This window comes from Phytohabitans aurantiacus, assembly GCF_027923225.1.
Taxonomy (GTDB): domain Bacteria; phylum Actinomycetota; class Actinomycetes; order Mycobacteriales; family Micromonosporaceae; genus Phytohabitans; species Phytohabitans aurantiacus.
Genome location: NZ_BSDI01000021.1, coordinates 19,474 through 31,801, shown reverse-complemented (window position 1 = coordinate 31,801; position 12,328 = coordinate 19,474). Strand labels below are relative to the sequence as shown.

The 12,328-nt window shown below is 72.6% G+C and carries 10 protein-coding genes, 2 pseudogenes and 1 riboswitch; of the genes and pseudogenes, 6 read left to right on the top strand and 6 right to left on the bottom strand.

The window, feature by feature from the left end; translation table 11 throughout:
• Positions 1–46 precede the first annotated feature (46 nt).
• A complete protein-coding gene (locus QMG73_RS22095) occupies positions 47–601 on the bottom strand; it encodes a class I SAM-dependent methyltransferase (protein ID WP_281898578.1) in 555 nt (184 codons plus the stop codon).
• Here QMG73_RS22095 and QMG73_RS22090 point away from each other — a divergent pair.
• The 5 genes and pseudogenes from QMG73_RS22090 to QMG73_RS22070 form a co-directional block, all read left to right on the top strand.
• Positions 588–2,279: an IucA/IucC family protein gene (locus tag QMG73_RS22090; RefSeq protein WP_281898577.1), complete on the top strand. Its 1,692-nt coding sequence runs from the start codon at positions 588–590 to the stop codon at positions 2,277–2,279. The two genes, QMG73_RS22095 and QMG73_RS22090, sit on opposite strands and share 14 nt — an antisense overlap.
• Positions 2,276–3,892, top strand: a complete 1,617-nt coding sequence (locus QMG73_RS22085; protein WP_281898576.1) for an IucA/IucC family protein — start codon at positions 2,276–2,278, stop codon at positions 3,890–3,892. The genes QMG73_RS22090 and QMG73_RS22085 overlap by 4 nt, the downstream gene beginning before the upstream one ends.
• Positions 3,882–5,066, top strand: a complete 1,185-nt coding sequence (locus QMG73_RS22080; RefSeq protein ID WP_281898574.1) for a type III PLP-dependent enzyme domain-containing protein — start codon at positions 3,882–3,884, stop codon at positions 5,064–5,066. Before QMG73_RS22085 ends, QMG73_RS22080 begins: the two co-directional genes overlap by 11 nt.
• Positions 5,067–5,115: 49 nt before the next feature.
• Positions 5,116–5,709, top strand: a pseudogene (locus QMG73_RS22075) (HNH endonuclease family protein); the annotation flags it as partial.
• Between the two features lie 66 nt (positions 5,710–5,775).
• Positions 5,776–6,159, top strand: a pseudogene (locus QMG73_RS22070) (proprotein convertase P-domain-containing protein); the annotation flags it as partial.
• 42 nt (positions 6,160–6,201) lie between these two features.
• On the opposite strand, the gene def reads toward QMG73_RS22070, so the two are convergent.
• Positions 6,202–6,699: a peptide deformylase gene (def, locus tag QMG73_RS22065; RefSeq protein ID WP_281898572.1), complete on the bottom strand. Its 498-nt coding sequence runs from the start codon at positions 6,697–6,699 to the stop codon at positions 6,202–6,204.
• 104 nt (positions 6,700–6,803) lie between these two features.
• A complete protein-coding gene (locus tag QMG73_RS22060) occupies positions 6,804–8,000 on the bottom strand; it encodes a chorismate-binding protein (RefSeq protein WP_281898570.1) in 1,197 nt (398 codons plus the stop codon).
• Between the two features lie 126 nt (positions 8,001–8,126).
• Here QMG73_RS22060 and QMG73_RS22055 point away from each other — a divergent pair, with 126 nt between their 5' ends.
• The gene (locus QMG73_RS22055) at positions 8,127–8,327 is read left to right on the top strand and encodes a DUF5999 family protein (RefSeq protein WP_281898774.1); all 201 of its coding nucleotides are present in this window, start codon (positions 8,127–8,129) and stop codon (positions 8,325–8,327) included.
• A 372-nt stretch (positions 8,328–8,699) separates the two neighbouring features.
• Here QMG73_RS22055 and QMG73_RS22050 read toward each other — a convergent pair whose 3' ends face one another.
• The 3 genes from QMG73_RS22050 to gcvP form a co-directional block, all read right to left on the bottom strand.
• Positions 8,700–9,080, bottom strand: coding sequence for a hypothetical protein (locus tag QMG73_RS22050; protein ID WP_281898568.1), 381 nt, complete (start codon positions 9,078–9,080; stop codon positions 8,700–8,702).
• Positions 9,077–9,253: a hypothetical protein gene (locus tag QMG73_RS22045; protein WP_281898567.1), complete on the bottom strand. Its 177-nt coding sequence runs from the start codon at positions 9,251–9,253 to the stop codon at positions 9,077–9,079. The genes QMG73_RS22050 and QMG73_RS22045 overlap by 4 nt, the downstream gene beginning before the upstream one ends.
• 103 nt (positions 9,254–9,356) lie before the next feature.
• The gene (gcvP, locus tag QMG73_RS22040) at positions 9,357–12,116 is read right to left on the bottom strand and encodes an aminomethyl-transferring glycine dehydrogenase (protein WP_281898565.1); all 2,760 of its coding nucleotides are present in this window, start codon (positions 12,114–12,116) and stop codon (positions 9,357–9,359) included.
• 76 nt (positions 12,117–12,192) lie between these two features.
• Positions 12,193–12,287, bottom strand: a riboswitch (glycine riboswitch).
• Between the last annotated feature and the right edge of the window lie 41 nt (positions 12,288–12,328).

Sequence of the window (12,328 nt, the reverse complement as noted above, 5' to 3'; positions counted from 1 at the left end):
CTGGGTGCGGCCGCCGTGTGTGGTGCGGCACAATCTGTACAGCGTCCTAGGATGGTGGGGTGGCGATTGCCAGGATGTGGGCGCTGGCGCCTACCAGGGCGGGTTCTTCCTCGACGCTGGCCACCAGTGCCAGCACCCGCTCGTCGGTGAACGCGGCCTCCGCACCCGGTACCCAACCTGCCACGCCCTCCACCACCACGCCACCGGGGCGTACCACCCGGGCCGCCTCCCCCAGCGCCGCCAGCCGCTCCTCCGGCGCCGTCAGGTGGTACAGGGGACCCATCAGCAGCACCGCGTCGTAGGACGCGTCCGGCTCGGCCAGCGCCCGGGCGTCGCCCGCCACGGCGTCCACACCCGAGTCCCGGGCCGCCGCCACGTGCCCCGGCACCGGGTCCACGAGGCGCACCGAGTACCCGAGCCCGGCCAGCCACGTCGCGTACACCCCAGTGGCGCCGCCCACGTCGAGCACCCTGGCGGGTGGGGGCGGCAGGACGCGACGAAGAATGTGTTGGGTGCGCACCCGTTCGATGAGGCCCGGCCCGGCGGCCAGTCGGTCTGTCTCCGGCTTGCGGTCGTAGTAGGCCAGGATGTCAGGGTCCATCCACGAATCGTCGCCGTCGCGGGCCGGTGCCCCCCACCGGTTTACACCCGATCCCGCCAGCACCCTCGCCGCGCTACGCGAGCAGCGGCCTGACCTGGTCGCGCCCTACCTGGCGGCGCTGCCCGGAGCCCGGGCCGCCGTGCTGGGGCGGCTGTGGGGAGCCCTCGCCCGCGAGCCCATTCCCGGCGTGATCGGCCGCGAGGTCCACGATGGACGCCTGACGGTGACGATGGCCGGCCCAGGTGTTGCCGATAGGGAAGCAGAGCAAAGCAGCGCAACACCATACCGCCTCACCGGGCCCGCCGACGCCGCCGAGCCGTACGCGGTCGCGCCCGACGGCCTCACCATCGGGGGCTACACCGACCCCGCCGCGCTGGTCCGGGCGCTGCTCGACCGCGAAGGCGGCGAAGGCCGCGAAGGCCGCGAAGGCCGCGAAGCAAGCCAAGGCAGCCGACGCAGCGAGGCCTTCGCCGTCGAGGTGGACAACAGCGTCGCCAACCTGGCCCTGGCCCGAGCCAACGCACAGCCCAACGACGGCAGCGCACATTCCAACGGCGGCAACGCACGGCCCAACAGCAGCAGCGCACAACCCACCAACGGCAACACCGACGGCAACGACCTTGTCAGCGTCGAGCAGGGCGTCGTCGACGGCCACCCGCTGCACCCCTGCTGCCGCACCCGCCTCGGCATGTCCACCGCCGAGATCCTCGCGTACGCCCCCGAACACCGGCCCGTCGTACCCCTGCGCGTGGTGGAGGTTCCCCCCGACCGGTGGTACGGCGACGCGCCGCCCCGCCTGATCGTGCACCCCTGGCAGTACGCGCACGTGCTCGACGCGTACCCCTGGCTCATCCCGGCGGGCACGCTGCCCGCGCGGCCGCTCATGTCGCTGCGCACGCTCGCCGTGCCCGGGTACCACCTCAAGACCGCCGTCGACGTCCAGATGACCTCGGCCGTGCGCACCGTATCGCCGGCGGCCGTCCACAACGGACCGGTGGTGTCGGCGCTGCTGGCCCACCTCGCACGCGGCACCGGCCTGGAGGTGTTGCGCGAGGACCGCGCCGGCGCCGTCCTCGTCGATGGCGCCCCGTCGCGGAGCCTGGCGTACGTGCGGCGGCTCGCCCCCGTGCTCGCGCCCGGCGAGACGGCCGTGCCGCTCGGCGCACTCGGTGGCGCGCCCGGCGCCGCCGAGCCGGAGGAGTTCTTCGCCGCCCTCGCACGGGTGTTCCTGCCGCCGCTGCTCACCATCCTGCACCGCGGCGTCGCCCTGGAGGCGCACGGTCAGAACACGCTCGTCGTGCTCCACGACGGCCGCCCCACGCGGCTGCTGTACCGGGACGTCGGCGGGGTACGGATCAGCCCCGCCCGGCTGCGCGCGCACGGCGTCGACCCGCCGCCGGTACACGGTGATCTTGTCACGGACGACCCTGACGCCCTGCGCGACAAGCTGTTCGCCGCGGCGCTGGGCGGGGTTCTGGCCGAGCAGGTGGCCGCGTTCGGGCGGGTGCACGGGATCGCGCCGGAACGGCTGTGGGCGCGCGTGGCGGCGGTCACAAACGATCAGTCGATCTTCCGCGCTAGCCTTCCGGTGAAGGCGACCACCGCTATGCGCCTCGCGGCAGACCCGCTCACCGACGTGTGGGCGTCCCTCCCGAACCCCTTGGCAGGCATGCGTTGAGCCCAGTTCTGAGTACCTGCGCCTTCCAGCCGGGCACCGTCAAAGACGCCGCCGGGCACGTCGAATCGCACCTGGCGGAGCTGGCTCCGGAGCTGGTCGGCCCGTTCCGGGCCGCGCTGCCGCAGGCCGCGCAGGCCGTCGGGCGGCGGCTGCTCGGCGCGCTGTGCCGCGAGAACATCGGCGACGCCCGCGCGCGGCACGCCGGTCGGGGCCGCGCGCACGGTTTCGACCGGGTGGAGTTCGATGCGGTACCTGCCGACCCCGTCGACCTGCTACCGGTGGCACTGCGGAATCACCGGCTCGCCGCCGAGCTCGCCGACGCCGTCGTGAACCTGGCGATCGCGTACACCCGGCCACCGTCCCCCCGCGGGGGTACGCCGGACGAGGACGCGCTCGCCGCCGAGCGGCTGGCCGTCGATGGGCACAACCTGCACCCGTGCGGGCGTACCCGGCTGGGCTGGGACGTCGGTGACGTGCTCGCCCACGACCTCGAAGCGGGCCAGACCACGATCGGGTTCGTCGCGGTCCGCGCCGACCGGCACACCGGCGACGACCTCGGCGCGGCCCTGTCCGGGTACCCGCAGGTGCCGGCGCCGCCACCCGGATACCTGATCCAGCCGGTGCACGCCTGGCAGCGCGACGCGGTGCTGCGCCACCGGTACGCCGACCTGGTCGAGTCCGGTGCGCTGCGGGTACTGGACGCCGAGGTGCCCGCCGCGCCCACCGCCGCCCTGCGCACCCTGCTGCTGCCGCCCGCCGCGGACGGCCAGCGCCGGTACCTGAAGGTGTCCCTGGACATCCAGGTCACCTCGACGCGACGCACCATCTCCGTGGCCAGCACCCGCAACGGGCCGGCGCTGTCGGCGGTACTGGATGAGCTGCTGTCCGGCGAAGAGCGCGTGCTGCTGCTGGCCGAGACCGCCGGGGCGGCTGTGCCGGCCGGCTCGGGCCGCGACGTGTCCGCGATCGTCCGCACCGGACTCGACGGCCGGCTCGCCCCCGGCGAACGGGTCGTACCCGGCGGCGCGCTGCCGCTGGCCGTGGCCGGCCTCGTCGACGAGTACGGGCGCGGCCCCCTCGCGTGGTTGGAGGCGTACGCCCGACTGCTGCTGCCGCCGTTGCTGCGCCTGCAGACCCGGTACGGGATCGCGCTCGAGGCGCACCTGCAGAACTGCCTGCCCGTGTTCGTCGACGGCGCGCCGCACCGGCTCGCCCTGCGGGACTTCGCCGGACTGCGGGTGCTGCGGCCCCGGCTGGCGGCGGCCGGGGTTCCGCTGTCGCTGTGGCCCGGCTCGGTGGTGGGCACCGACGAGCCCGGTGTGATGCGGGCCAAGCTGGGCTACACGGCGTTCCAGGCGCATCTCGGCGAGCTGGTGGTCCGGCTGGGCGACTCCCACGGGCTGGAAGAGGCGGCCGCCTGGCGGCTGGTCCGCGCCGTCGTCGACGAGGCGTACGAGCCGCTGCTCGCCGACCCGCGTACCGCCGCGGCGGCCGCCGCCGACCACGCCGCGCTCACCGCGCCGCGGGTGCCGCACAAGGCGCTAGTGCGGATGCGGCTTGCCGAGGGCGGCGACGTGTACATCCCGGTGCGGAACCCGCTGCATGCCGCCTGATCGGGTCCGCGCCGCCCTGGCCGGCGCGTCGCGGCCGGTGTGCGCCTACGTGTACGACCGGGAGGTGCTGCGGACCCGGGCCGCCGCCCTGAAGGCCGCGCTGCCGGCGGGCGCCGAGTTGCTGTACGCGGTCAAGGCCAACGGCCACCCGGACGTGGTGGCGACCCTCGCCGCCGCCACCGACGGCCTGGAGGTGGCCTCGGGCGGCGAACTGGCGCTCGCGCGGGCCGCCGGCGCCCGCCGCATAGCGTTCGGCGGCCCAGCAAAGCCGGAAGCGTCGCTCATGGCGGCCCTGTCAGCAGGCGCGATGATCCACGCCGAGAGCGCGCTAGAACTCCACCGCCTCGCTTTTATGATCAGGGCGTCCCTGAAGTCGTTAGAGCGACGTGAGGGACGCCCTGATCACGGGGAGGTCGGCGTCGCGCTGCGGGTGAACCGGCGCGACGGTGGGCTGCCGGGGAGCCATCAGATGGCGGGCGCGCCCACGCCGTTCGGTATCGACGAGGCCGACCTGCCCGGCGTGGTCGCGCTCGCCCGCACGCTGCCTCACATCCGCGTGATCGGTTTCCACCTGCACGCCGTCTCCAACAACCTCGACGGCGCCCGCCACGCCGCGTTCGTCGACGACGCGCTGCGCTGGTCCGTGGCGACCGCCGCGTCGTTAGGCATCGCGCTGGAGTACGTGAATGTGGGCGGCGGCTTCGGCGTCGACTACACCGGACCGGCCACATTCGACACCGCGCCCCTGGCTGCCATCGTCCCGCCCGACGGGGTACGCCTCGTGTTCGAGCCCGGCCGGTGGCTGGCCGCCGACGCCGGCTGGTACGCCGCCGAGGTGCTCGACCTCAAACGCACCCACGGGCGGTGGTTCGCGGTACTGCGCGGCGGCACCCACCACTTCAGGCTCCCGGCCGCCTGGGGGTACAGCCACCCGTTCACCGTGCTGCCGGTCGACGACTGGCCGCACCCGTACCCCCGCCCGGCCGTCGAGGATGTCGACGTCGACGCGGTCGGCGAGCTGTGCACACCCCGCGACGTACTCACCCGCGGCCAACGGGTCGAACGGTTACGCGTGGGTGACGTTCTCGTGTTCGGACGCGCCGGCGCCTACGGTTGGGACATCTCCCACCACGAGTTCCTGCGGCATCCGCCGCCCCAGATGTTCGTGGTATGAGCCTTCAGGTATCACCATATATTCGAATATCTGGCTTAGCGTCACCGGCATGATCAAACGGTGTCTGACGGCGGTCGCCGCCGTCGCTCTCGCCCTGCTCGGCGGGCTGGCCGTCATGTCGCCCGCCACCGCCGCCACCGTCTCCAAGCCACTGCGCACGCTCATCGCCGACCTGCCCGTGGCCACCGAGATCCGCACCGGCTACAACCGGGACCTGTTCCCCCACTGGGTCGACGCCGACTCCGATGGCTGCAACACCCGGTACGAGGTGCTCATCGCCGAGGCGGTCACCGCGCCGTCGGTCGGCTCCGGCTGCACCCTGTCCGGCGGCCGCTGGTACTCCTACTACGACGGTGCTTACTGGACACTCCCCGCCGACATCGACATCGACCACTTCATCCCGCTCGCCGAGGCGTGGGACTCCGGCGCCCGCACCTGGACCACCGCCCAACGCCAGTCGTTCGCCAACGACCTCGGCGACGCGCGCACCCTCGCCGCCGTCACCGACAACGTCAACCAGTCCAAGAGCGACCAGGACCCGGCCGAGTGGATGCCGCCACTGTCCAGCGTGTACTGCCGGTACGTCGGCGAGTGGGCGGCCGTCAAAACCCGCTGGGGCCTGACCGTCGACTCAGCGGAGAAGAGCGCGCTCACCTCGTACGCGGCGTCCTGCACCAACTCCACCATCACCGTCGAGACGGTGCTGGGCGGCGGTGGCGGGTCGACCCCGACGCCGCCGCCTTCGGGGTGCGCCGCCACCAACGGCACCGACGTCACCATCCCGGACGCGGGAGCGGTCGTGACCAGCTCGGTCACCGTCGCCGGCTGCGCCCGCGCCGCCTCCGCGAGCTCCACCGTGTACGTCAACATCGTCCACACGTTCAGAGGTGACCTGGTGGTGACGCTGGCCGCCCCGGACGGCTCCACCTACACCCTGAAGTCGTCGAACGCCGACGACGGCACCGCCAACGTCAACACGACGTACACCGCGAACCTGTCGAGCGAAACGGCGAACGGCACGTGGGCGCTGCGCGTCCAGGACGTCTACGCCGAAGACACCGGCTACCTGAACACCTGGACCCTGACCGTGTAGCGCCCCTCGCTGACGCCCGCCGATCTTGCAGAGATCGGCGGGTCAGCGCCGGGCCCAGGCGGCCGCCCGGATTTCGCGCAGCGCCTGCCGGCGGGTGTCGCCGCGCAGGGTGTCGATGTACAGCTTGCCGTCCAGGTGGTCGGTCTCGTGCTGCAGCGCCCGGGCCAGAAACCCGCTCCCTTGTACGGTCAGCGGCTCACCGTGCTGGTCGAAGCCGCGCACCGTGGCGTGCATGGCGCGCGGCGTCGGGAAGTACAGGCCCGGGATCGACAGGCAACCCTCGTCACCGTCCTGCAGTTCCTCGGACACCTCCAACTCCGGGTTGACGACGTGTCCCACCTGCCCGTCCGCGTCGTACACGAACACGCGGGCGCTCACCCCGATCTGCGGCGCCGCCACCCCGGCCCGCCCCGGCGCACCGAGCAGCGTGTCCAACAGGTCGGTGACAAGAGCCCGCAGCTCGGCATCGAAACTGGTGACCGGATCGGCGGGGCTACGCAGGACCGCGTCCCCGAGCAGGCGGATAGGCCGCATCGTCATGACCGCCAGCGTATCGGGAGCCTTACCCATCACGCCCACGCCGCGCCCCTCGTCGTGATCAGGGCGTCCCTCAAGTCGCTAGAACGACTTCAGGGACGCCCTGATCACGACGGGGCGGGGTGGGCGAGGGCGCGGCGCAGCGGGGCGGCCTTGGCGGCGGCCTCCGCGACCTCGGCCGCCGCGTCGCTGCTCCAGGTGATCCCCCCGCCGGCCCACAGGTGTACCCGGCTGTCGGCGGCCGCCGCGGTCCGGATCGTGAGGCCCAGGTCGAGATGGTCCGGCCCGACCCAGCCGAGCGCGCCCATGCTGGCGCCTCGCCCGACCGGCTCCATGGCGGCGATCTCCCGCAGCGCCGACAGCTTCGGCGCCCCGGTGACCGAGCCGCCCGGGCAGACCGCGCGCAGCAGGTCGGCCAGGCCGATCCCGGGTGCCGGAACCGCCGACACCACCGACTCGGCCTGCCACAGGTCGCACCAGCGCCGCAACGCGTACAGGTCGTCGACCCGCACGGTGCCCGTCTCGGCGAGTCGCGCGAGATCGTTGCGCTCCAGGTCGACAATCATGATGTGTTCGGCGCGCTCCTTAGCCGAGGCGAGAAGCTCGCGCCGGCCGGCCACGGTCGCCGGCCGGGTGCCCTTGATCGGCCTGGTGACGATCCGCCCGCCGCGCACCTCCACGAGGGTCTCCGGCGAGGCACACCCGATCGCCCAGCCGCGCCCGCTCAGCACCCCGGCGTACCGGGCGCCCGGCTGCTCGGCGAGCGTCCGCAGGGCCGGCAGCGGATCACCGGTGTACGGGGCGGACGCGTGCCCGACCACGTTGACCTGGTACACGTCTCCCCGACCGATCGCGGCGCGTGCGCGCTCGACGGCGGCGGCGTGGTCGGCGGGCGTCCAGCTGTCCCGCCACGGCCCGAGCCGCCACCGCCCGTGCCCCTCTCGCGGCGGTGCGGCGCTCTCGCCGTGGGCGTAGGCGACCGCGACGACGTCCGGTACCCGGGGCGCGGGACTCGGCCGGCCGGCCGGCGCGCCGATCATCCGGGCTCCCGCGGCGGCCGACACGAATACCGACGCGCCACACCGCTCGGTGTGCGCTCCGCCGATACCGCCGATGTCACGCACAGTGAGTCCGTTGCTCTCGAGGAAGTCTTCGAGAAGCTGAGCCGGATCGCCGGTGTCACCGATCCGCCACTCAAAGCGAGAGCGCTCCCTCAGCTGTCCGTAACAGGACGGCGGACGGCCTGTGACGAGCGTAGACTTAGTTGGGAGCGTTTCCACGCCAACCGGTTTGAATCGACTCATCCGAAGGGGGGATTCTCCCGTGATAGTGCCAAAACCTGCTCGAAGGAGTGTCGTTCCGCTTGGTAGCGTGCGTCACTGGTCATGTGAACCGTGACACAGCAACTACCCCACCGGCCGGAGAACCCGATGTGTCCGCACCAAACCACCTGCCCATCCGCTGAAGCCACCGACCGGGAGGCCGCACGAGTCGTCGCGTCCTTCCCCGAGCAGGGCTGGAGCCTCCTGTGTAACGGTGTCATCATCTTCGAAGACACCGGCGAGCTCCTCCCCGACGGCAGCACCATCGCACCCCACCGCGGCCCGGCGCGCCACGCGCTGGCCGCCTGACCCCGGCATTGCCCCATCTGAGTGAGCATGCCACCCGCCTCGCCCCCACCGTTCGCGGGCTGAGGCACTCGACGGACACCGTCGTCCCTCGACACCCCGGCCGCCGCGGCTAACCTCCGCGGGGCCCCTCCCCGCGCACGGACAGCTCGCGGCCCGCACCGCCCCTGTTCCCGCCGCCGTCGACCCTGCGGCTGCACAACCCGCCCGGACGTAGCAGCGAAATCCCCGATATTGCTGCTACCGGGCGCGTCTGAGGCGACAAAATCAGGGTTTTTGTCGGGATCTTGAGCGTGCCTGGACGCGGATGGTGAGGCCGCGGGAGCGACGGTCTCGCGCACGACGGGCGTCGCGGTAGCTCGAAATCCTGAGAGGTCAGAAGCCGATGACCGGGGCGGCCTCGGCGCCATACGCTTCCGGCTCGGCGGTCAGCACGTACGCCCGCAGATCCACGGCCGCCAGCATCGCCACCGCGCGGCTGGTCGAGCCCAACAGGCGGGCCGCCGCCGACACGTCCCGCCAATCCTCGGGCAGTTCCAGCCGCTCGACGTGGGAGTGGGCGAGCAGCAGGTCGAGCACGTGCCAGTTGTCGCGGTCGAGCTGGCGGGCGCCGTCGATCAGGCAGATGTCGGGCACCGCGATGCCGGCGTCCTCGTCTGCGACCTCGGCGATGATCTCGCCGACGGCGACGTTGCCCACGCCGTAGGCGACGACGGCCGTAGCGTCCAGGACGAGCCGTATGGGTGGCTCGGTCACGCGGCGTCGGCGCGGCGGTAGCGCTCGTCGAGCCGCTCCCACGCCTCGGGCGTCATCCGCTGCTCGGCGGCGCGCAGCTTGGCGCGCGCCCGGGCCTTGCCCTCGGGCGTCACGGCGATGCCGGCCTCGGCGAGCATCCGCTCGGTCTCGGCTCGGGTGTGCTGCGCGCTCATAGCGATCAGGGTACAGCGCCACGCAACCCCCTCGTGGTGATCAGGGCGTCCCTCAAGTCGCCAGAACGACTTCAGGGACGCCCTGATCACGAAGAAGGACGCGCTACGCGAAGGCCTCCGGCGGTGGGCAGGCGCAGACGAGGTTGCGGTCGCCGTACGCGCCGTCGATCCGGCGCACCGGTGGCCAGTACTTCGACGCGCGGTCCACCCCGTCCGGGTACGCGGCCAGCGACCTCGGGTACGGGTGGTCCCAGTCATCGGCGGTCACCATGGCGGCGGTGTGCGGCGCGTTGCGCAGCGGGTTGTCGGCACCCCACGACTCGACAGCGGAGATCTCCGCACGGATCGCGATCATCGCGTCGCAGAACCGGTCGAGCTCGGCCAGGTCCTCGGACTCGGTCGGCTCCACCATCAGCGTGCCGGCCACCGGGAACGACATCGTCGGCGCGTGGAACCCGTAGTCGATCAGCCGCTTGGCGACGTCGTCGACGGTGACGCCGGTGGCCTTGGTCAGCGGCCGCAGGTCCAGGATGCACTCGTGGGCGACCAGGCCCTTGTTGCCGCTGTACAGCACCGGGTAGTGGGCGCGCAGCCGCGCCGCCACGTAGTTGGCCGCCAGCACCGCCACGCCGGTCGCGCGGGCGAGGCCGTCGGGGCCCATCATCCGCAGGTACGCCCACGAGATCGGCAGGATGCCCGCGCTCCCGAAGGGCGCCGCCGACACCGCCGTCGGCAGGTACGGCGCCAGGTGCGCCCGTACCGCGACCGGCCCGACGCCCGGTCCGCCGCCGCCGTGCGGGATGCAGAACGTCTTGTGCAGGTTCAGGTGCGACACGTCCGCGCCGAACCGGCCCGGCTTGGCGAACCCGACCAGCGCGTTCAGGTTGGCGCCGTCCACGTAGACCTGGCCGCCGGCGTCGTGCACCTTGGCGCACAGCGAGGCGATACCGGTCTCGTACACGCCGTGCGTCGACGGGTACGTCACCATGATCGCGGCCAGCGAGTCGCGGTGCAGGTCGACGAGGCGGTCCAGGTCGACCAGGTCCACGTTGCCCTCGGCGTCGCACGCCACCACGACGACCCGCATGCCGGCCATGACGGCGCTGGCCGCGTTGGTGCCGTGGGCGCTGGACGGGATCAGGCACACGTCGCGGTGCGCCTCGCCCCGGCCGAGGTGGTACTCCCGGATGGCGAGGAGCCCGGCCAGCTCACCCTGCGAGCCGGCGTTCGGCTGCACGCTCACCGCGTCATACCCGGTGATCTCCGCCAGCCAGCCCTCCAGCTGGGAGATCAGCGCCGTGTACCCGGCGGTCTGCGAAGCCGGCGCGAACGGGTGCATGTCGGCGAACGCGGGCCACGTCACCGGCTCCATCTCGGTGGTGGCGTTGAGCTTCATCGTGCAGGAGCCGAGCGGGATCATGCCCCGGTCGAGCGCGTAGTCCTTGTCGGCGAGCCGCCGCAGGTACCGCAGCATGGCCGTCTCGGAGTGGTGGCTGTGGAAGACCGGGTGGGTGAGGAAGTCGGACGTCCGCTCCAGCGGCACCCGCGGTGAAACCGCGGCAACCGCTGAAACCCCGAACGCGTCCCACACCGCCTCGAGATGAGCCTCAGAGGAAAGCTCGTCGCACGCGATCCCCACCGTGTCAGGCGAGGCGAGCCACAGGTTGACGCCCCGCTCGGCGGCCGCCTCCACAATGGCGGAGGCCCGGCCGGGCACCACCGCGGTCACGGTGTCGAAGAAGTCGTCGGCGGCCAGGGGCACCCCGCCCGCGCGCAGGCCGGCCGCGAGCGTCGCCGCCCGCCCCGCCACCCGCGACGCGATCGCACGCAGCCCGTCCGGGCCGTGGTAGACGGCGTACATGCTCGCCATCACCGCGAGCAGCACCTGCGCCGTACAGATGTTGCTGGTCGCCTTCTCTCGCCGGATGTGCTGCTCGCGGGTCTGCAACGCCAGCCGGTAGGCGGGGGCGCCGTCGGCGTCGCGGGACACTCCGACCAGCCGGCCGGGCAGCATCCGCTCCAGGCCGGCGCGCACCGCCAGGTAGCCGGCGTGTGGCCCGCCGAACCCCATCGGTACCCCGAAACGCTGTGTCGTGCCGGCCGCGATGTCCGCGGCGATCTCGCCCGGCGGGCGCAGCAGGGTCAGGGCCAGCAGGTCCGCGGCCACCGTGACCAGGGCGCCGGCTTCGTGCGCGGCGGCCACGAGCGCGGCGTGGTCGCGAACGGCGCCAGAAGCGCCGGGGTACTGCAGGTGCAGCCCGAAGTACTCGTCGGGGAGCGCCTCATTGTCAAGATCGACGACGGTCACGGCGATGTCGAGCGGCTCCGCACGGGTGCGCAGGACGGCGAGGGTCTGCGGCAGCGTGTCGGCGTCGACGGCGTACACCATGCTCTTGCTCTTGGACGCGCGCCTGGCGAGGGTCATCGCCTCGGCCGCGGCGGTGCCCTCGTCGAGCATCGACGCGTTCGCGGTGGCCAGCCCGGTCAGGTCGGTGACCATGGTCTGGAAGTTGAGCAGCGCCTCCAGCCGGCCCTGGCTGATCTCCGGCTGGTACGGGGTGTAGGCGGTGTACCACGCCGGGTTCTCCAGCACGTTGCGGCGGATCACGGCCGGCGTGTGGGTGCCGTAGTAGCCGAGGCCGATCATGCTCGCCGCGACCGTGTTTCGCTCGGCGAGCGCCCGCAGCTCGGCGATCGTCTCCGGCTCGCTCGCGGCGGCCGGCAGGTCCAGACTGCCGTGCCAGCGGATCACCTCGGGGATCGCCGCGTCCATCAGCTCGTCGAGCGAGCCGTGGCCGACGGTTTCGAGCATGCGACGCTGGTCGTCGTCGGAGGGTCCGATGTGCCGGCCGGCGAAACTCATAGGGGCACTCCCAGGGGGAAAGGTCGACTATGCGGCCTCCCCCTCTGTCGTACCCAGGAAGGGTCCTTCAGAGTCGCCTGCCCCCGCGGTCCTTCTGCCTGAGAGGTTCCGGGGAGGATTTGCCCCTTCGGCGCCGCCGTGGTGCGTGGCGGTCTCTCCCGCGTGGGTGGTACCGGCAAGGTCAAACCTACCAGCCCAGGCTACGGTGACCG

Bases quoted from the DNA above. Each gene is read 5' to 3' on its own strand.
- QMG73_RS22095 (WP_281898578.1), bottom strand. From the start codon at position 601: ATGGACCCTGACATCCTGGCCTACTACGACCGCAAGCCGGAGACAGAC.
- def (WP_281898572.1), bottom strand. From the start codon at position 6,699: ATGACGATGCGGCCTATCCGCCTGCTCGGGGACGCGGTCCTGCGTAGC.
- QMG73_RS22090 (WP_281898577.1), top strand. From the start codon at position 588: ATGTCAGGGTCCATCCACGAATCGTCGCCGTCGCGGGCCGGTGCCCCC.
- QMG73_RS22055 (WP_281898774.1), top strand. From the start codon at position 8,127: ATGTGTCCGCACCAAACCACCTGCCCATCCGCTGAAGCCACCGACCGG.
- QMG73_RS22060 (WP_281898570.1), bottom strand. From the start codon at position 8,000: ATGAGTCGATTCAAACCGGTTGGCGTGGAAACGCTCCCAACTAAGTCT.
- gcvP (WP_281898565.1), bottom strand. From the start codon at position 12,116: ATGAGTTTCGCCGGCCGGCACATCGGACCCTCCGACGACGACCAGCGT.
- QMG73_RS22045 (WP_281898567.1), bottom strand. From the start codon at position 9,253: ATGAGCGCGCAGCACACCCGAGCCGAGACCGAGCGGATGCTCGCCGAG.
- QMG73_RS22080 (WP_281898574.1), top strand. From the start codon at position 3,882: ATGCCGCCTGATCGGGTCCGCGCCGCCCTGGCCGGCGCGTCGCGGCCG.